This window comes from Shigella dysenteriae (assembly GCF_022354085.1).
Classification (GTDB): Bacteria; Pseudomonadota; Gammaproteobacteria; order Enterobacterales; family Enterobacteriaceae; genus Escherichia; species Escherichia coli.
Genome location: NZ_CP055055.1, coordinates 1,264,297 through 1,281,426, shown reverse-complemented (window position 1 = coordinate 1,281,426; position 17,130 = coordinate 1,264,297). Strand labels below are relative to the sequence as shown.

Genomic DNA, 17,130 nt, shown 5'->3' with positions numbered 1-17,130 from the left:
TATGGATAATATCCATTCAACGCATATGATTTATGATTTTATTAGTCTGAGTTATTTTTGTAGGGCTATATTTAAAATTATTAAACTCCACCGATTCAGATTAATATCAGCAATAGAAAGATAGGAAATCACCAATTCAATAACATCATCAATGAAACATATTGTAGAATTAATTTAAACAAGGCGTTCCATTCAACCAGAACGCCCCTTATTTACTCTCATCACCCCGCAAACTGCCTGAACAGCGCCTTACCCTTAACCAGTCTCGCACCCAGCCAGCCGCCGAAAAGCGACAGCAGCAGCGCTCCGCTGCACGGCAGAACAATCCACAATCGCCAGTCTGGCTCCCACGGAAAATCAAACACTTTCGCCTGCAACACTGCCAGTGCCGTTTCCGCACCAATTGCGGCCACCAGGCCGGAAACAAACCCAAGCATGGCGAACTCACACCACAACGTGGTACGCAGCAGTTTTTTCCCCGCACCGAGTGTGCGCCACACCACCAGCTCCTGATGACGCTGACGCATTCCCACCTGCACCTGTGCCAGCAACAGCAACATACCGCAGGCGGTGACCAGCACCACCATCACCTCCAGCGCCCGACTTACCTGCTCCAGCACCTGACCGACCTGTTTTAAAATCGCGCCAATGTCTAACAGGCTAATGGTAGGGAACTGGCGGTTGAGTTGCGTTAACATGCCGTTGCCATTCTCCCAGCGGAAACTGGTAAGCCAGCTCTGCGGTTGCCCGTCTAATGCCCCTTCAGGGAAAATAAAATAGAAATTAGGCCGCAGACTTTCCCAGTCCACTTTGCGCAGGCTGGTCACTTTAGCGCGGAACTCCTGGGTATCGCCCATAAAAGTCACGGTATCACCGAGGGCAACGTTTAAGCGTTTCGCCAGCCCCTCTTCCATCGACACTTCATCGGCTTTTGGCGGCCAGTTACCGGCGACAATCGGATTATGATCGGGCCGCGTATTTTGCCAGGTAAGATTGAGTTCGCGATTGAGCGCCTCATCTTCATTGCCTTCTGTCGGCTTGCCGTTAATCGCCGTCAGTCTCGCCCGCACCACCGGATAAAACGATTCCGGGACTATCTGATGTTCCGCGAGGAACGCTTTTAGCGGTGCTACCTGTTCTGTGGCGATGTTGATTAAAAAGTAGTTCGGGCTTTCTGGAGGTAGCTGCTGCTGCCAGCGGTCGAGCAGATCGCCACGCAACACCAGCAGCAGTGCCAGCAGCATAAAGGAGAGCGAAAATGCCGAAAGCTGGCTTAACGTTGACCACGGCTGACGTAACAGGCGGCTAACCGCCAGGCGCAGAGGCAGCGATTTCAGCGTCATGCGGCGAAGTACATTCAGCAGCATCCAGCCCAGCACACCGCACAGCAAAGCCAGTACTACCGCGCCCGCCAGCACCGCCCAAAGCAGCATGCTGCCACCCATTAATCCGGCGAGCAGCAGCACAACCACCACACTGACAATCGGCAGATAAAACTTCAGCGGCCAGACGTTCGCAACCACATCATTACGTAATACGCGTAAAGGCTGCGTTGCCAGCAACAAGCGGTATGGTCGTAGCCCCACCAGCAGCGAGATGACTGTCATGGTGCCAAGCGCCCACAGCCACGGCCAGAGGCTGGCAGGCGGTAGTGCAGCAGGCAGAACGGGCTTGAGCAGCACCATCAACACGTTTTCGAACAACAGGCCTATCGCCCCACCGGTAACGGCTGAAAGCGCCAGCACCATCAACCACTGACCGACGATTAGCTTACGCAGTTGCGCACGCCCTGCCCCCAGCGTTTTGAGGATCGCCACCAGATCGTAGCGACTGCGACAGTAATGATTCATCGCTACCGCCACTGCTGCCACTGCCAGCAGCAAGGTCAGAAGCGCCGAAAGCAGCAGGAACTGTTGCGAGCGTTCCATCGATCGCCCCAGCGCGCCTTCGTCCTGTTCCAGACCGTACCAGCGTTGTTCGGGTTTAAGCTGAGGTAACAACCATTTCTCATAGCCGTCGAGTTGGTTCTCGTTGCCGCCGAATTTATAGCGCCAGTTGACCCGACTCCCCGGCTGCACGGCTCCGGTTTTATCGACATCCGCCAGATTCATCATCAGACGCGGAGCCATCTGGAAGGGGTTAAAACCGGAATCCGGTTCCTGAATCACTTCTCCGGCAATCCGCAAAGTGGCATCGCCCACGTCAATGGTGTCGCCCGTTTTCAGGTTAAGCAGTGCCATCAGGCGTGGGGCCAGCAATACGCTGCCCGCCTGCGGTTTCAGGCCAGGGGGATTGGTTTGCAGATCGCCATACATCGGGTAGATATCATCCACCGCTTTGACGTTCGCCAGCTGCGGTGTGTCGCCTGCAAATGTCATGGTGGCGAAAGTCAGCTGCTTGCCGACTTTCAGGCCGCGCTTTTGCGCTTCCTCCAGCCATGCTTGCGGCACTTCGCGCGAACTGCGCAACGCCCGATCGCCCGCCATAAACTCCCGGCTTTGTTGGCTTAAGCCCTTCTCCATGCGATCGCTGATATTGCCCAGCGCCAGCACGCAGGCCACCGCCAGGCTTAGCGCCAGCCAGACAATTAATAGCGACGGCGAACGCCATTCGCGCCAGAACCAACGTGCAATCATGCTTCCTCCTGCAACTGCCCGTTCACCAGCCGTAAGCAGCGGTCGCAGCGTGCCGCCAGTTGCAGGTCGTGGGTCACCATAATCAACGTGGTGCCATGTTCACGGTTGAGGGAAAACAGCAGGTCGGCAATTTTATCGCCGGTCTGGCGGTCAAGGTTGCCGGTGGGTTCGTCGGCAAACAGCACATCAGGTCGACCGTTAAAGGCTCGTGCCAGCGCCACTCGTTGCTGTTCACCGCCGGAAAGCTGTGCCGGAAGATGATCCAGACGTTTACCCAGCCCTAACTGTTCGAGCAACGCTTTCGCTCCGTTACGACTTTCCGCGCTACTCTCACCGCGCAGCAGCGCCGGAAGCTCGACGTTTTCCAGCGCGTTAAGGGTAGGAATTAACATAAATGACTGAAAAACAAAGCCGACGTGCTTCGCGCGCAACTTTGCCCGCGCTTCTTCGTCCATATTATGTAGCGGTTGTCCCACCAAACTCACTTCGCCACTGCTGCCGTCATCCAGCCCGGCGAGGATCGCCAGCAAGGTTGACTTACCCGATCCCGACTCGCCCACCAGCGCGATGGTCTCGCCGCGTTTGACAACCAACTCAACTCCGGTGAGGATGGAGAGTTCATGCTCCCCCTGACCGACGGACTTCTTAAGATGATGAACTTCAACAATGTTTTCCGCTGGCATTTGCCCTTCCTGTTCCTGGTCCTGTTAACCTTCCGTGCCGCCGCAGCGGACACGTTATTGATTCTGGGTGATAGCCTGAGCGCCGGGTATCGAATGTCTGCCAGCGCGGCCTGGCCTGCCTTGTTGAATGATAAGTGGCAGAGTAAAACGTCGGTAGTTAATGCCAGCATCAGCGGCGACACCTCGCAACAAGGGCTGGCGCGCCTTCCGGCTCTGCTGAAACAGCATCAGCCGCGCTGGGTGCTGGTTGAACTGGGCGGCAATGACGGTTTGCGTGGTTTTCAGCCACAGCAAACCGAGCAAACGCTGCGCCAGATTTTGCAGGATGTCAAAGCCGCCAACGCTGAACCATTGTTAATGCAAATACGTCTGCCTGCAAACTATGGTCGCCGTTATAATGAAGCCTTTAGCGCCATTTACCCCAAACTCGCCAAAGAGTTTGATGTTCCGCTGCTGCCCTTTTTTATGGAAGAGGTCTACCTGAAGCCACAATGGATGCAGGATGACGGTATTCATCCCAACCGCGACGCCCAGCCGTTTATTGCCGACTGGATGGCGAAGCAGTTGCAGCCTTTAGTAAATCATGACTCATAAAGCAACGGAGATCCTGACAGGTAAAGTTATGCAAAAATCGGTCTTAATTACCGGATGTTCCAGTGGAATTGGCCTGGAAAGCGCGCTCGAATTAAAACGCCAGGGTTTTCATGTGCTGGCAGGTTGCCGGAAACCGGATGATGTTGAGCGCATGAACAGCATGGGATTTACCGGCGTGTTGATCGATCTGGATTCACCAGAAAGTGTTGATCGCGCAGCCGACGAGGTGATCGCCCTGACCGATAATTGTCTGTATGGGATCTTTAACAATGCCGGATTCGGCATGTATGGCCCCCTTTCCACCATCAGCCGTGCGCAGATGGAACAGCAGTTTTCCGCCAACTTTTTCGGCGCACACCAGCTCACCATGCGCCTGTTACCCGCGATGTTACCGCACGGTGAAGGGCGTATTGTGATGACATCATCGGTGATGGGATTAATCTCCACGCCGGGTCGTGGCGCTTACGCGGCCAGTAAATATGCGCTGGAGGCGTGGTCAGACGCGCTGCGCATGGAGCTACGCCACAGCGGAATTAAAGTCAGCCTGATCGAACCCGGTCCCATTCGTACTCGCTTCACCGACAACGTCAACCAGACGCAAAGTGATAAACCAGTCGAAAATCCCGGCATCGCCGCCCGCTTTACGTTGGGACCGGAAGCGGTGGTGGACAAAGTACGCCATGCTTTTATTAGCGAGAAGCCGAAGATGCGCTATCCGGTGACGCTGGTGACCTGGGCGGTAATGGTGCTTAAGCGCCTGCTGCCGGGGCGCGTGATGGACAAAATATTGCAGGGGTGAGTTGAAGCGCGCGCTTAAGCCCCCATGTCAAAGAAAATATCGACAACAGAGAGCGACTCCATGTCCGTAGAAAATATTGTCAACATTAACGAATCTAACCTGCAACAGGTTCTTGAACAGTCGATGACCACTCCGGTGCTGTTCTATTTTTGGTCTGAACGTAGCCAGCACTGTTTGCAGTTAACCCCAATTCTGGAAAGCCTCGCGGCGCAGTACAACGGGCAATTTATTCTGGCGAAGCTGGACTGCGACGCGGAGCAGATGATTGCCGCGCAGTTTGGTCTGCGTGCGATTCCGACCGTGTATCTGTTCCAGAACGGGCAACCGGTAGACGGCTTCCAGGGGCCGCAACCGGAAGAGGCGATCCGCGCCCTGCTGGATAAAGTGCTGCCGCGCGAAGAAGAGCTGAAAGCGCAGCAGGCGATGCAACTGATGCAGGAAGGCAATTACACCGATGCCCTGCCATTGCTGAAAGACGCCTGGCAGTTGTCGAATCAGAACGGGGAGATCGGCCTGCTGCTGGCAGAAACGCTGATTGCGCTGAACCGTTCTGAAGATGCGGAAGCGGTGCTGAAAACCATTCCGTTGCAGGATCAGGACACCCGCTACCAGGGGCTGGTGGCGCAAATCGAACTGCTGAAGCAGGCGGCTGATACGCCGGAAATTCAACAGTTGCAACAGCAGGTGGCGGAGAATCCAGAAGATGCCGCACTGGCGACGCAACTGGCGCTGCAACTGCATCAGGTTGGGCGCAATGAAGAGGCACTGGAGTTGCTGTTCGGGCATCTGCGTAAAGATCTCACCGCCGCAGACGGTCAGACGCGTAAAACGTTCCAGGAGATCCTCGCTGCGCTGGGTACGGGTGATGCACTGGCGTCGAAGTATCGCCGCCAGCTGTATGCATTGTTGTATTGATATTCCGTTGATCGGCACATGAACCACAACGCCGGATGCGATGCTGCGCATCCGGCATCGCATCATTTCTTCTTCAATTGCGTCACCACCAACTGGTGGCGCGAATTATAAAACTTACGATAGGTTAAATAGCAGGCAATAATGGTCGACAAGCTGGCGGTTGAGAGCAGCATAAAGGTCACCATAATCTGATATTTAATCGCCTTCACCGGATCAATCCCGGCAAATATCAGCCCGGACATCATTCCTGGTAAACTCACTAAGCCAACCGTTTTTGCTGAATCGACCGTCGGAATTAAAGCCGCGCGAATACTGTCGCGAATCAATATCGCTGAAGCCTGCTTCGGCGTCGCGCCAAGACTCAGTTTCTCCTGAATCTGTTGCTGTTCGCTAATGACCCGTTGCCCTAAATTGTTGTAACACAACCCCACCGCTACCATGGCGTTACCGGCAATCATCCCGGCGATAGGGATCACCTGCATCGGGATAAATTCAATCGACCCTGAGAGAATCAGCACCGCCAGGGTAATTCCCGCCCCGACCGTAATGGCAATAAACGATGAGATAAAAGCTTTAGCAATATATTTACTGCGTTTTTGCGCGTTCCACGCCGCATTAAAGCAGATAAATAACACCATCAATAATGTCAGGCTGGCATCATCCACGCTGAAAATATACTTCAGCACATAGCCGACAATAATCAGCTGAATTATCGCGCGCCCGACGCTCCAGAGAATATCTTTCTCCAGCGCCAGTTTTTCTTTATGGCTAATTAAGATTGCCACCACCACCAGCATTAATGCCAGTGCTAATGATTCGTTAGTAATATTATGCGAGTTCATAGCGTGCTTCCTGCATTTCTCCGGCATGCGGTTGCAGTGTAATCACTTTATCCGCATGATTAATTTCGTCTTTATCGTGTGTCACCCATAGCACGGCAATATTTTGCTCGCGCACATAACGATGGATCATCTCATTGACGTTATGTTTATTACTTTCATCCAGCGCACTGGTTATTTCATCCAGCAATAAAACCTTCGGCATAAATTGCAGGTTACGAATCAATGAGATGCGTTGTTTTTCACCACCAGATAGCTCGGCGATATTCTTCGTCAAAATGCTGTCCGGCAAGGCGAAGCGTTCGAGAAAATCGAGAAAAATGGCTGGGTCAGGCTGCCGGTTACGGATCTGCCAGGGAAAGATCAGATTATCGTATACCGTATCGCCAAACAGCGTCGGTGTCTGGGCGCAGTAAGAGACTTGTTGGCGGTAGATTTCTGGCTTTAGTGTGCTGACATCCTCACCTTCAAACAGTAACGTTCCGCTGGTTGGGCTGATCAATGAAGCAACTATTTTTAGCAGCGTACTTTTGCCACAACCAGAAGGACCGGTAATTAACTTAAATTCGCCAGCACGCAGCGAAAAATTGATGTTATTAAGAATCTTCGTATCACCCGCCAGATATCCTACGTTTTGTAGCTGAAGCAAAGGACTATTTTCCTGCATCGCTGTTCCCTTTTTCTGATTTTTACTAAAAACAGTTTATCCTTCGCAGGAATAAGGGGGAACTCTCTTTCAGTAATCAGGTATAATTTGTTTAATCAAGCAGCAATTTTGCTGATTATGGACGGTACAACAGGAGGTTTTTCCGATGCTTATCTTTATCCCGATTCTCATTTTTGTCGCGCTGGTCATTGTCGGCGCGGGCGTCAAAATCGTGCCGCAGGGCTATCAATGGACGGTAGAACGTTTTGGTCGCTATACCAAAACGTTACAGCCGGGGCTCAGTCTGGTGGTGCCGTTTATGGATCGCATTGGTCGCAAGATCAATATGATGGAGCAAGTGCTCGATATCCCTTCCCAGGAAGTTATCTCGAAAGATAACGCCAACGTTACCATCGACGCAGTCTGTTTTATTCAGGTGATTGACGCGCCACGCGCGGCTTATGAAGTCAGCAATCTGGAGCTGGCAATCATCAACCTGACCATGACTAACATCCGTACCGTGTTGGGTTCAATGGAACTTGACGAAATGCTCTCTCAGCGCGACAGCATCAACTCACGCCTGCTGCGTATTGTCGATGAAGCCACCAACCCGTGGGGGATTAAAGTCACCCGTATTGAAATTCGCGACGTGCGCCCACCGGCAGAGCTTATCTCTTCAATGAACGCGCAGATGAAAGCGGAACGTACCAAACGCGCTTACATCCTCGAAGCGGAAGGGATCCGTCAGGCGGAAATCCTCAAAGCCGAAGGTGAAAAACAGTCGCAAATCCTGAAAGCGGAAGGCGAACGTCAGTCGGCGTTTTTACAGGCTGAAGCGCGTGAACGTTCCGCTGAAGCAGAAGCCCGCGCCACCAAAATGGTGTCTGAAGCCATTGCCTCCGGCGATATTCAGGCGGTGAACTACTTCGTAGCGCAGAAATACACCGAAGCGTTACAGCAGATCGGTTCGTCCAGTAACAGCAAAGTGGTGATGATGCCATTAGAGGCCAGCAGCCTGATGGGGTCGATTGCCGGGATTGCCGAGCTGGTGAAAGACAGCGCCAACAAGCGGACTCAGCCATGATGGAGTTAATGGTCGTTCATCCACATATTTTCTGGCTCAGTCTCGGCGGTTTGCTGCTGGCAGCCGAGATGCTGGGCGGAAATGGTTATTTGTTGTGGAGCGGCGTGGCAGCGGTGATTACCGGCCTGGTGGTCTGGCTGGTGCCGCTGGGTTGGGAGTGGCAAGGGGTGATGTTTGCCATCCTGACGCTGCTCGCCGCCTGGCTGTGGTGGAAATGGTTGTCGCGGCGGGTGCGCGAACAAAAGCACAGCGACAGTCATTTAAACCAGCGCGGGCAGCAGCTGATTGGCCGACGTTTTGTGCTGGAATCTCCGCTGGTCAACGGGCGCGGTCATATGCGCGTCGGTGACAGTTCATGGCCTGTCAGCGCCAGCGAGGATCTCGGTGCAGGTACGCATGTTGAAGTCATTGCGATAGAAGGGATAACGCTGATCATCCGTGCGGTCATCGCCTGATGCGACGCTGACGCGTCTTATCATGCCTACAAAATATGCCCGAATCGTAGGCCAGATAAGGCGCTTGCGCCGCATCCGGCAGTCGTGCACCGACACCTGATGCGAGGCGGGCGCGTATTATCATGCCTGGAAGTCTGCGCCCGAATCGTAGGCCGGATAAGGCGTTTACGCCGCATCCGGCGGTTATGCGCCGATGCCTGATGCGACGCTGACGCGTATTATCATGCCTACTAACACTGCCAGTCTGTGCGCATCCGGCATGTGGGCGGGTAATGACAATTTACTCTTCTGTGGTTTTACCCATACCTTTTTGGTCTTCATCCGGATAGTGTTTTTTTAGATATTCCAGGACGTTTTTATTGACCTTGTGTTGGGTATACACCCACCCTTTCCAGTAATCAGGCTGGTCCAGGTAAACTTCTGGCGGAATGGTGAAATCAGAAAGCGTTAACCATTCGGCTAACAGATCGGGGTTTCGTTTCTGGATCAACTGCAACAGCATAATCAGCGACATGGCAGAGGCAGGAGCCGTACTATCGCCGCTTAAATACTTCCACACTGTCGACCGGTTCGAACGAAAAAGGATTGGTAGCAATGCCCGGTCCAGATTCATTTCATTAAAAATCTTCTCAAATTCATTCATTTAAATTTTCCTGCCTGGCGTAAACCTCTTAAAAATTGAGATTTATCAAAGAAACGCATTTTAGCACACATCAGGAACCGCTTCACGTTTAGTCCAGAAACAGAATTTATTTCGCTTATCAAAACAAGTCTTTACTCTTTTTTACGCTAAAATAGCACAAAATGATTTTCAAAATTATTTACTTAAGAAACCAATTTAGTTTCTTATAGACAGTGTTTACGCTTACACAAGACAAAAACGCGCTTTACATCACACAAATGGCGGCGTAGATTTCGATTAAATTGCAACGCAAATTAACTCCAATAGAAATATTATTAGTTTCTATTAGAAACCAAAATAAACTTAATTTGATCGAGAAAAAATAAATGAAATCTGTAAAGTTGTCTTTACTGGCAGTCGTTGTTGCTACCATTGTGAGCCCATCTGCTTTTGCAGATGATACGTTTGAAGCGGCAGCGACAGAACTGACAGCGATTCACCCAGGTATGTCTCATGATGAAATCGATCAAAAAATCAATCGCTTCATGATTCGGACAGGTAATACAGAAGCCGCGCAAGATTACCTGTTTTCTCATGGATATATGGACCCACAGACAGGCGATAATATTTACCCTGCCAGTACAGCCGTACAGACTGACAGCAACATCACCGACCAAAACCAGGCTGATCGCGACGCGGCGCAAGATACCGCAATTCAGAACGCACACAATATCGCAAGCATTGCGGCGGCAAATGCAGATGACGCCAAAAAAGCGCTTACCACTGCGCAATCTGCAATTGACGCGAACAAGGGAGCTATTGCTGATACTCAGAAAGATGTCGCAGATGTTAAAGCAAGCGCCGCTCATGCCAACACAAACGCCAATACCGCCCTGATGAATGGCCTGAAACTCTCCGGTGCCGTGAGCGACAACAAAAACCAGATTGAAAAAAACAGCTCCTCTATTGCTGAACAGCAGGAACAGATGGCGTTAAGTGAGCAGAACCAAATACATCGCGATGCCGCACAGGACTCGTCAATTCAGGATGCCCAGCACTCTGCTAACTGGGCTTCGCTTAAAGCCGATGACGCGCACCATGCCATTATGGTGGCGCAAACGGATATCGACGCCAATAAGTCGGCCATTTCCGACACACAAAAAGATGTTGCCGCTGTCCGCACCGATGTGAGTGCAATGAAAGATGATGTCGCAGATGTTAAAGCAAGTGCCGATCATGCCAACGCGAATGCTAATACCGCGCTGATGAATGGCCAGAAACTTTCCGGTGTCGTCAGCGACAACAAAAACCAGATTGAAAAAAACAGTACGGCGATTACCGAACAGCAGGAACAAATCACTGCCACGCAAAAAACCGTTGCCGCCACGGGTGATGTAAAGACCGCTGCTCGTTATCAGAGCATGATTAACGCTCTTCAGACAGCCACTGCTGATGCGCAACAATCACAGTCTGAAGCCCAACAAACGCAGATTACAGAGCAACAGAAGCAGATCGCAGCCACAGAAAAAACGGTCGCTGCAATCGGCGATCCCCAGTCAACTGCGCATTATCAAAAGATGATTAATGCCAAACTGACGGCGCAAAATGAAGCCAATGAACGTTCAACCGCTGATCAGGAGCAGAGAATTAATGAACTGGCTTCCAATGTCGCGACGCAACAGCAAATCGATAGCGTGCAATACGGTGAACAAATTCGAAACCTTGCGCAAGACTCGGCCCAGGCACATGAGCAAATCGAAAGTCTGACACAAGATTCTGCCCAAACGCACCAGCAGTTAACAAACACGCAAAAACGTGTTGCAGATAACAGCCAGCAAATCAATTCGCTCAATAACAACTTCAGTTCGTTGAAACACGAAGTGGAAGATAACCGTAAAGAGGCTAATGCGGGTATTGCGTCAGCCGTCGCTATTGCTTCACAGCCTCAAGTTAAGACAGGTGATTTTATGATGGTGTCTGCCGGGGCGGGTACATTCAACAATGAATCTGCGGTATCTGTCGGTGCTTCGTTTAATGCTGGAATTCATACGGTAATTAAAGCGGGAGTCTCTGCGGATACACAATCTGATTTCGGCGCGGGTGTCGGCGTGGGTTATTCGTTCTAATTTTAATAGCAATTTCTTATTCGCAATATTCCGCAGTTTATTTAAGGTTAACAATGATGAATAGCTCCATTAAATCCTTTTCCCTGCTGGCTGTTATATTACTGGCTGGCTGTAGTTCACCCACTTCCCGCATCGCAGATTGCCAGGCGCAGGGCGTCAGTCATGACACCTGTTATCTCGCAGAACAGCAGCGTCAGACGGCTATTTTAAGTGCATCAGAAGCACAGGCATTTAAAAATGCAGAAGCCGCACAACATGCCCAGGCGGCAAAGAAAGCCATTTATAAAGGATTTGGCATGACCTTTAGAATGAGCAGTAAAAACTTCGCTTATCTCAATGATTCATTATGTGCAATTGATGAAGACAATAAAGATGCCACTGTTTATCAGTCAGGTCTGTATAACGTCATTGTTTATCATCACACAGGAAAAATCGCCTTAATGAAAGAAGGCCAGTTTGTGGGCTATTTAAAATGAAGGAGCAAAGGAAAATACCCCTGACGCATATTATGATTATCGGTGCGTTTATTTTTGCCTTCTTGCAAGTGGTGTTATTAGCCTCCCTGGTTCACGCTGTGAATGTTAACAATGAAATCCAGGAAGGCTTATTTCAATCGGGGCGCATTATGGTAGAAAGTTTGCAGCATATTCTTTCGGTGCAAACGGGGATTAATGGGTAAGGGCACCGTTTCCATTTCCAGAGCAATAGTCACCAGCGTAATTTTCTGGCACAGTTCAGGGAACTGAAATTTTGGCTAAGGAGTGGCCATGCTTTTCCCCTGTCGAAAACCTGAAGTACGTCTACTGAAAAATACCGCTGCAGGCGTCATTTTTTCGGTGAAGTCCGGGAAAGGATTTCTGCGTCAATGTGTGACTTACGATCCGCACCCTTACGGGCTTATCCGTTCGCTCTGCTGGCAAGATGTCCCATTGATACGTTTCTGGTCCGAGGCCGACTGCCCCACCTGCGCGGAATTTGTCTACAGCGGTTTTGCGGATAATGAACAGGGAGCTGCCCGGTTTTTGTCTGCTCTCGAAAACTGGAATCGCCCGTGGTCTGGCATGACGGACGCCTTTGCTACGCTGACGCCGCTGTTCTCATGCCTGGCTGATGGCTATTATCTGCTGGAAGATCGTGAACTTTACCCGACAGATGGCAATGGGCATTTCTTTTGGGCGGCAACGGACCATAGCTCCAGTAATCCAGCAACCGTTGCCGTCTGGGATCAGGAATATTGCTCTTTCAGTGACACCGCGCCCTGCTTTCTTCTACCCGGCCAGCCGCCATCACATTTTAATCCTGAGCGTGCGACGTTTTATCGCGATAAACCGGACGCCCGCGCTCTGGCCTGGTATCTCACTGATTCCTATCTATGCGTTCTACTCGACGGACACCATAAAGCCACTGCCGCCGCGCTGGAAGGTCGACCGCTCAAAACCCTGGTGCTCAGCACGGCAACTCGTTTTAATGATGAGCAGCAAACCCTGGTATTTCCGGGCGGGGAATTTCTGCACAAAACAGAGCTGCAATACCGCATCCCAAAACTCACCGCGTGGAAAAAATTGCCGCCCAGCGCATGGGATAGTTTCGGCCCTGATAAGCACGTAAGCCCACTCGAAACCTGGTCAGAAGAGTTGCAGCAGAGCGTCAGCCGTTACCCTTCACTGGATCAAGTCTGGCAAATTGTTGAGGCCGGGAATTTGAGCGAAACACGTATTAAGCGCATAATCCAACAAGGTTTGGGGGAGGATGAAAAGGCTGATGTAATTTTGCAGGCGCTGTTTTTCACACACTCGCCGCTTTTTGTTGACTTTGCCCGAGTCGTTATCAGTCATCCGGTATACGCCATTTATCGCCCCCTCACCTTCCGGCTAATGGCGCAAACCCGAACGCCGCAAGCAGATGCCTTTTTTCTGGATTTTGCCATCAACGATGACGGCGAACGTCCGGAACTGACGAAAATAATGGACGACTATTTCCGTAAGCCCTAATCACCCCGCCCGATGATGGCAGCAGCCGGAGAGATTTTCGATAATTGGGCAGTCGGCGCTTTCATCGCCAGGGCAGGCATTCGCCAGCGCCAGCAGCTGGTTGCGCATAGATTGCAGTTCCTCAATGTGCCGTTCGATCTCCGCCACTTTCTCCAGCGTGCGCCGTTTTACATCAGCGCTGTGGCGCTGCGGGTCGTTAAACAGATTCACCAGTTCGCCGCTCTCTTCCAGGTTAAAGCCCACCTGGCGCGCCTGGCGCAGTAAGGTCAGTTCGTTGAGATGCTGCTGCGTGTAGGTACGATAACCGTTTTCGCTGCGCATCGGCGGCGTCACCAGCCCCTTCTCTTCATAGAAGCGAATGGCTTTGCTGGTCAGGCCGGTAATTTTTGCTACATCGCTAATGTTCATCGTTCGCGCAACGCCTCCTGTGCTTTGTTAAAGGGTTTCAACAGATAATCCAGCACGCTTTTTTTGCCGGTGCGGATATCGACCGTCGCCACCATACCGGGGAATATCGGAAACTGCTGTTTGCTTTTGTTTTCCAGATGGTTGCTGAAAGTGCGAATGTACACCCGATAGTAATAAACATCGCGCCGCACTTCATCCTGCACGGTGTCTGGTGATATCACCGCCACTTCTCCCGGCAGGCCGCCGTAGATGGAGTAATCGTAGGCAGTTATTTTCACCAGCGATTTTTGCCCCGGGTGGATAAACGCCACATCGCGCGGGGAGATTTTTGCCTCAATCAGCAGTTGCTCATCCAGCGGCACGATGGTCATCAGTTTACCACCGGGGGCGATGACGCCGCCAACCGTGGTGACATCAATATCCTGAACAATGCCTCGCACCGGCGCGGTAAAGTTGAGCCTGGTGAGAGAGTCTTCCCGTCCACGGATCACCGAACGCTGGGTTTCCACTTCCGCATTGGCTTTTGCTAACTCTTCGCGCGCCTGAACGTAGTATTGCGTGCGCACGTCGCTGAGTTTGTTTTCCAGTTCATTGGCCTGGCGTTGCAGGCGCAGCACTTCGACGCTGCTCGCCGCCCCCTGTTTCACCAGCGGCTGGGTCATCGCCAGTTCACGGTTGACCAGGCTAATCCCCTGCGTCAGCCCGGTGGTGGCTTTGTTCAACCCGTCGCGGCGAGTGTTGTACAACGCCGTTTCCGACTCGATAAGTTCGGGGAATTTATTCAGTTCGTCAGGGAAGACCAGCGGTTTATTGCTCACTTCCGCCCGCAGCCGCGCCGAGGTTGCCAGCGCCGCGTACAGCCGCGACATCGCTTCCTGGACGTCGGATTCCGTTTTGGTGCGGTTAAGCTGCGCCAGCGGCTGGCCCTGTTCGACAATATCGCCAACTTTCACGTCGAGATGATACAGAATTCCGCCTTCCAGCGACTGCACCACCTGTTCGCGCCCGGAGGGTTCTACCGTGCCGCTGCCGGTGGTGACTTCATCAAGCTGGAAGTACCACGCCCAGCCGAGAAAACAGAGCAGCATCACAGCGGTAACGCGTACCGCCAGCGCCGAACGCGGCAAGCGGGGTTCAGTCAGGCCACGGTTGTATTGCAGTTGTCCGTTCATGCAGCAGACCCCTTATTCTTCTCCTGCAACACCACCCGTCGCGCCGTGGGTTCGCTCTGTTCACGCAAAATGGCCTCTTTCGCGCCATCCATCACAATCCGCCCCTGATCCATCACGATAATGCGGTCCACCAGTTGCAGCATCGCCGTGCGGTGAGTGGCGATAACCAGCGTGCGATGCCCAATCCACTGTTTCAGTTGTTCGATTAAATACGCTTCCGCCATTTCGTCCAGCGAGGCGCTGGGTTCGTCGAGCAGGACGATATTGGGTTGAGAGATGAGTAGCCGCGCCAGCAGCAGCGTTTGCCGCTGACCACCAGAGAGGCCAAATCCCCCTTCCTGAATCATGTAGTTGAGGCCGTTTTTCTGCTTCTGCACAAAGGGCAGCGCTCCGCTGAGGATTAACGCGCGTTCGATATCTTCATCGCTGGCTTCCGGCATCCCCATGGTGAGGTTTTCCCGCAGCGAACCAAAGAACAGTCGCCCGGTCTGGCTGAGTAGCCCCATGTCTCGCCGCAGATCTGCCGGATCAAGCTGCCCGATGCTGATGTTATCCAGCAGCACCTGCCCCTGTTGGGCGATACGCATTCCGGCGAGCATTTGCAGTAGCGTCGATTTACCCGCGCCGTTGCGCCCGAGAATGGCGATTTTCTCTCCGGCCTGAATGTTGAGTTTACCGATCGCCACATCGGCAATTTTCTCTTCTTCGTCGTAATAAAACACCGCGTTGCTGAACTGATAATTACCGTGCAGCACCGCTTTATGCACCAGTTTGCCATGTTCCGGCTGATCCACGGGGCGCTTCATCAGTTCATCAAGGCCGTTACGTGCTACTTTCGCCTGCTGCCAGCGCGAGAGCACGCCGGATATCTGCGACAGCGGCGCGATGGTGCGCGAAGCCAGGATCGTCGTCCCGACCAGCGCGCCGGTGGTCATGTCGCCGTTCATCACCATAAAGCAGCCCACCAGCAGCACCACCACGTAGACGATGGATTGCACTTCCTGGGTCCAGGTGAGCAGCAGACCGGTGAGAAAACGTTGCTTCATGCTGATGGAAGACGCCACGTCGTTGGTGTGGTTCCACTGATTCTGAAAACGCTGTTCGGCGCGCAGCAGTTTAATATCTTCAATCGACTGCACGGCTTCCACCAGCGTAGCGTTACGTACCGCCGACTCGCGCATCCCTTCGTTCGCCAGCCGCGCCAGCGGTCGTTGCACCAGCAGGCCGGGGATCACCAGCAACGGCAGCGCCAGTAAAACCACCAGCACCAGCCAGCCGCCGATCATCCACAAAATAAAGACAAACAGCAGGAAGAATGGCAGGTCCGCCACCGCGCCGATGGTGGTGGAAGTAATCAGCTCCCGCACTGATTCCAGTTCGCGGATCTGCGAGATAAACGATCCGGTGGATTTCGATCGCACGTTGTTTTTCAGCCGTAATGCGTGACCAAAAACGCGATCCGAAATACGCAGATCCGCCCGCTTGCCGATCACATCAGAAAGATGCGTACGCACCATGCGCATACAGAACTCAAACAGGATCGCCATCATCACCCCGGCGAAAAGCACCCATAGCGTCGGATAGGACTGCGCAGGAACCACCCGATCGTAAACCTGCATCGAGAAAATCATCGCTGCCAGCGCCAGCACGTTCGCCACCAGTGACGCCAGCATAATATCGCCATAGCGCCGCCAGTCTTTTAGCGAGAGGTTCCAGAACCAGTTCGCCTGATACGGGCGAATGTAGTCATCCACCCGCGCGTCAGGGATGGCGCTGAGCGGGCGCAGTAGCGCCAGTTCAACGATTTTATCCTCGACATCCGCGACGTTAAGCGTGGTTTCCAGCCCTTCGTCACCGCTGAACTGAACGCTGATATTGTCATGATTGTCGCGACGGGTGATCACGCCAATCTGCTGATTATCAAACACCGCGATCAGCGGCAGACGCCAGGGGTTAAGCGAATCGGCGGAAAACTCCACCAGCCGTAACCCCATTCCCAACTGCCGCGCCATGTCGGTGAGTAACTCCTCCCGCTTACTGTCGCGCTCCCAGTTGACGGTCGCGCGCACATTCTCCTGAGAAAAATCGAGCCGATAATAGCGCGCCACGGCGATCATCGCCTCCAGCCAGGCTTCCACGGACTGGGCATTTTTTTTCATT

General features: G+C 52.6%; 17 protein-coding genes. 9 read left to right on the top strand and 8 right to left on the bottom strand.

The window, feature by feature from the left end; genetic code table 11:
• Positions 1-221: 221 nt before the first annotated feature.
• Positions 222-2,636: a putative ABC transporter permease subunit YbbP gene (gene ybbP / locus HUZ68_RS06015; RefSeq protein WP_000561832.1), complete on the bottom strand. Its 2,415-nt coding sequence runs from the start codon at positions 2,634-2,636 to the stop codon at positions 222-224.
• Positions 2,633-3,319: a putative ABC transporter ATP-binding protein YbbA gene (gene ybbA / locus HUZ68_RS06010; RefSeq protein WP_001110573.1), complete on the bottom strand. Its 687-nt coding sequence runs from the start codon at positions 3,317-3,319 to the stop codon at positions 2,633-2,635. The genes ybbP and ybbA overlap by 4 nt, the downstream gene beginning before the upstream one ends.
• Here ybbA and tesA point away from each other — a divergent pair.
• Genes tesA through cnoX form a run of 3 tightly spaced genes read left to right on the top strand, consistent with a single transcriptional unit; the run spans position 3,290 to position 5,627 of the window.
• On the top strand, positions 3,290-3,913 hold the full coding sequence (gene tesA / locus HUZ68_RS06005; protein ID WP_001295836.1) for a multifunctional acyl-CoA thioesterase I/protease I/lysophospholipase L1: 624 nt from the start codon (positions 3,290-3,292) through the stop codon (positions 3,911-3,913). The two genes, ybbA and tesA, sit on opposite strands and share 30 nt — an antisense overlap.
• Positions 3,903-4,712: an NADP(+)-dependent aldehyde reductase gene (ybbO, locus tag HUZ68_RS06000; RefSeq protein WP_000148959.1), complete on the top strand. Its 810-nt coding sequence runs from the start codon at positions 3,903-3,905 to the stop codon at positions 4,710-4,712. The genes tesA and ybbO overlap by 11 nt, the downstream gene beginning before the upstream one ends.
• A 60-nt stretch (positions 4,713-4,772) precedes the next feature.
• The gene (cnoX, locus tag HUZ68_RS05995) at positions 4,773-5,627 is read left to right on the top strand and encodes a chaperedoxin (protein WP_001295322.1); all 855 of its coding nucleotides are present in this window, start codon (positions 4,773-4,775) and stop codon (positions 5,625-5,627) included.
• 62 nt (positions 5,628-5,689) lie between these two features.
• Here the strand turns inward: cnoX and fetB are convergent, their stop codons facing one another.
• Together fetB and fetA are read right to left on the bottom strand one after the other, a co-directional pair.
• Entirely contained in the window at positions 5,690-6,469 is a 780-nt protein-coding gene (gene fetB, locus HUZ68_RS05990; RefSeq protein ID WP_001295323.1) for an iron efflux ABC transporter permease subunit FetB, read from the bottom strand.
• Positions 6,456-7,133, bottom strand: a complete 678-nt coding sequence (gene fetA / locus HUZ68_RS05985) for an iron efflux ABC transporter ATP-binding subunit FetA (RefSeq protein ID WP_033814880.1) — start codon at positions 7,131-7,133, stop codon at positions 6,456-6,458. The genes fetB and fetA overlap by 14 nt, the downstream gene beginning before the upstream one ends.
• A 145-nt stretch (positions 7,134-7,278) precedes the next feature.
• On the opposite strand from fetA, the gene HUZ68_RS05980 reads away from it, so the two are divergent.
• A complete protein-coding gene (locus tag HUZ68_RS05980) occupies positions 7,279-8,196 on the top strand; it encodes an SPFH domain-containing protein (RefSeq protein ID WP_000904502.1) in 918 nt (305 codons plus the stop codon).
• Complete coding sequence (locus tag HUZ68_RS05975; protein ID WP_000970324.1) at positions 8,193-8,651, top strand: NfeD family protein; 459 nt, start codon at positions 8,193-8,195, stop codon at positions 8,649-8,651. Before HUZ68_RS05980 ends, HUZ68_RS05975 begins: the two co-directional genes overlap by 4 nt.
• A 280-nt stretch (positions 8,652-8,931) precedes the next feature.
• Here HUZ68_RS05975 and HUZ68_RS05970 read toward each other — a convergent pair whose 3' ends face one another.
• Complete coding sequence (locus HUZ68_RS05970) at positions 8,932-9,294, bottom strand: hypothetical protein (protein WP_001001640.1); 363 nt, start codon at positions 9,292-9,294, stop codon at positions 8,932-8,934.
• 365 nt (positions 9,295-9,659) lie between these two features.
• Here HUZ68_RS05970 and HUZ68_RS05965 point away from each other — a divergent pair, with 365 nt between their 5' ends.
• The 4 genes from HUZ68_RS05965 (at position 9,660) to HUZ68_RS05950 (ending at position 13,390) form a co-directional block, all read left to right on the top strand.
• A complete protein-coding gene (locus HUZ68_RS05965; protein WP_033814879.1) occupies positions 9,660-11,399 on the top strand; it encodes a YadA C-terminal domain-containing protein in 1,740 nt (579 codons plus the stop codon).
• A 53-nt stretch (positions 11,400-11,452) separates the two neighbouring features.
• Positions 11,453-11,875, top strand: coding sequence for a hypothetical protein (locus HUZ68_RS05960; protein ID WP_033814878.1), 423 nt, complete (start codon positions 11,453-11,455; stop codon positions 11,873-11,875).
• On the top strand, positions 11,872-12,078 hold the full coding sequence (locus tag HUZ68_RS05955; protein ID WP_000664217.1) for a hypothetical protein: 207 nt from the start codon (positions 11,872-11,874) through the stop codon (positions 12,076-12,078). Before HUZ68_RS05960 ends, HUZ68_RS05955 begins: the two co-directional genes overlap by 4 nt.
• Positions 12,079-12,166: 88 nt before the next feature.
• Positions 12,167-13,390, top strand: a complete 1,224-nt coding sequence (locus HUZ68_RS05950) for a hypothetical protein (RefSeq protein ID WP_033814877.1) — start codon at positions 12,167-12,169, stop codon at positions 13,388-13,390.
• Here HUZ68_RS05950 and cueR read toward each other — a convergent pair whose 3' ends face one another.
• The 3 genes from cueR to HUZ68_RS05935 are packed head-to-tail and all read right to left on the bottom strand — an operon-like array spanning position 13,391 to position 17,129.
• Positions 13,391-13,798 carry a Cu(I)-responsive transcriptional regulator gene (gene cueR / locus HUZ68_RS05945; protein ID WP_033814876.1) on the bottom strand — a complete coding sequence of 136 codons (408 nt, stop codon included), beginning with the start codon at positions 13,796-13,798 and terminating at the stop codon, positions 13,391-13,393. It lies immediately after the preceding gene.
• A complete protein-coding gene (locus HUZ68_RS05940; protein ID WP_001014327.1) occupies positions 13,795-14,970 on the bottom strand; it encodes an HlyD family type I secretion periplasmic adaptor subunit in 1,176 nt (391 codons plus the stop codon). Before HUZ68_RS05940 ends, cueR begins: the two co-directional genes overlap by 4 nt.
• Complete coding sequence (locus HUZ68_RS05935) at positions 14,967-17,129, bottom strand: type I secretion system permease/ATPase (RefSeq protein WP_033814875.1); 2,163 nt, start codon at positions 17,127-17,129, stop codon at positions 14,967-14,969. The genes HUZ68_RS05940 and HUZ68_RS05935 overlap by 4 nt, the downstream gene beginning before the upstream one ends.
• Position 17,130 lies beyond the last annotated feature (1 nt).

Coding starts and splice junctions, on each gene's coding strand:
- tesA (WP_001295836.1), top strand. CDS start 3,290: ATGAACTTCAACAATGTTTTCCGCTGGCATTTGCCCTTCCTGTTCCTG.
- cueR (WP_033814876.1), bottom strand. CDS start 13,798: ATGAACATTAGCGATGTAGCAAAAATTACCGGCCTGACCAGCAAAGCC.
- HUZ68_RS05980 (WP_000904502.1), top strand. CDS start 7,279: ATGCTTATCTTTATCCCGATTCTCATTTTTGTCGCGCTGGTCATTGTC.
- fetA (WP_033814880.1), bottom strand. CDS start 7,133: ATGCAGGAAAATAGTCCTTTGCTTCAGCTACAAAACGTAGGATATCTG.
- HUZ68_RS05975 (WP_000970324.1), top strand. CDS start 8,193: ATGATGGAGTTAATGGTCGTTCATCCACATATTTTCTGGCTCAGTCTC.
- HUZ68_RS05950 (WP_033814877.1), top strand. CDS start 12,167: ATGCTTTTCCCCTGTCGAAAACCTGAAGTACGTCTACTGAAAAATACC.
- ybbO (WP_000148959.1), top strand. CDS start 3,903: ATGACTCATAAAGCAACGGAGATCCTGACAGGTAAAGTTATGCAAAAA.
- HUZ68_RS05935 (WP_033814875.1), bottom strand. CDS start 17,129: ATGAAAAAAAATGCCCAGTCCGTGGAAGCCTGGCTGGAGGCGATGATC.
- ybbA (WP_001110573.1), bottom strand. CDS start 3,319: ATGCCAGCGGAAAACATTGTTGAAGTTCATCATCTTAAGAAGTCCGTC.
- HUZ68_RS05960 (WP_033814878.1), top strand. CDS start 11,453: ATGATGAATAGCTCCATTAAATCCTTTTCCCTGCTGGCTGTTATATTA.
- HUZ68_RS05965 (WP_033814879.1), top strand. CDS start 9,660: ATGAAATCTGTAAAGTTGTCTTTACTGGCAGTCGTTGTTGCTACCATT.
- cnoX (WP_001295322.1), top strand. CDS start 4,773: ATGTCCGTAGAAAATATTGTCAACATTAACGAATCTAACCTGCAACAG.
- HUZ68_RS05970 (WP_001001640.1), bottom strand. CDS start 9,294: ATGAATGAATTTGAGAAGATTTTTAATGAAATGAATCTGGACCGGGCA.
- HUZ68_RS05955 (WP_000664217.1), top strand. CDS start 11,872: ATGAAGGAGCAAAGGAAAATACCCCTGACGCATATTATGATTATCGGT.
- ybbP (WP_000561832.1), bottom strand. CDS start 2,636: ATGATTGCACGTTGGTTCTGGCGCGAATGGCGTTCGCCGTCGCTATTA.
- fetB (WP_001295323.1), bottom strand. CDS start 6,469: ATGAACTCGCATAATATTACTAACGAATCATTAGCACTGGCATTAATG.
- HUZ68_RS05940 (WP_001014327.1), bottom strand. CDS start 14,970: ATGAACGGACAACTGCAATACAACCGTGGCCTGACTGAACCCCGCTTG.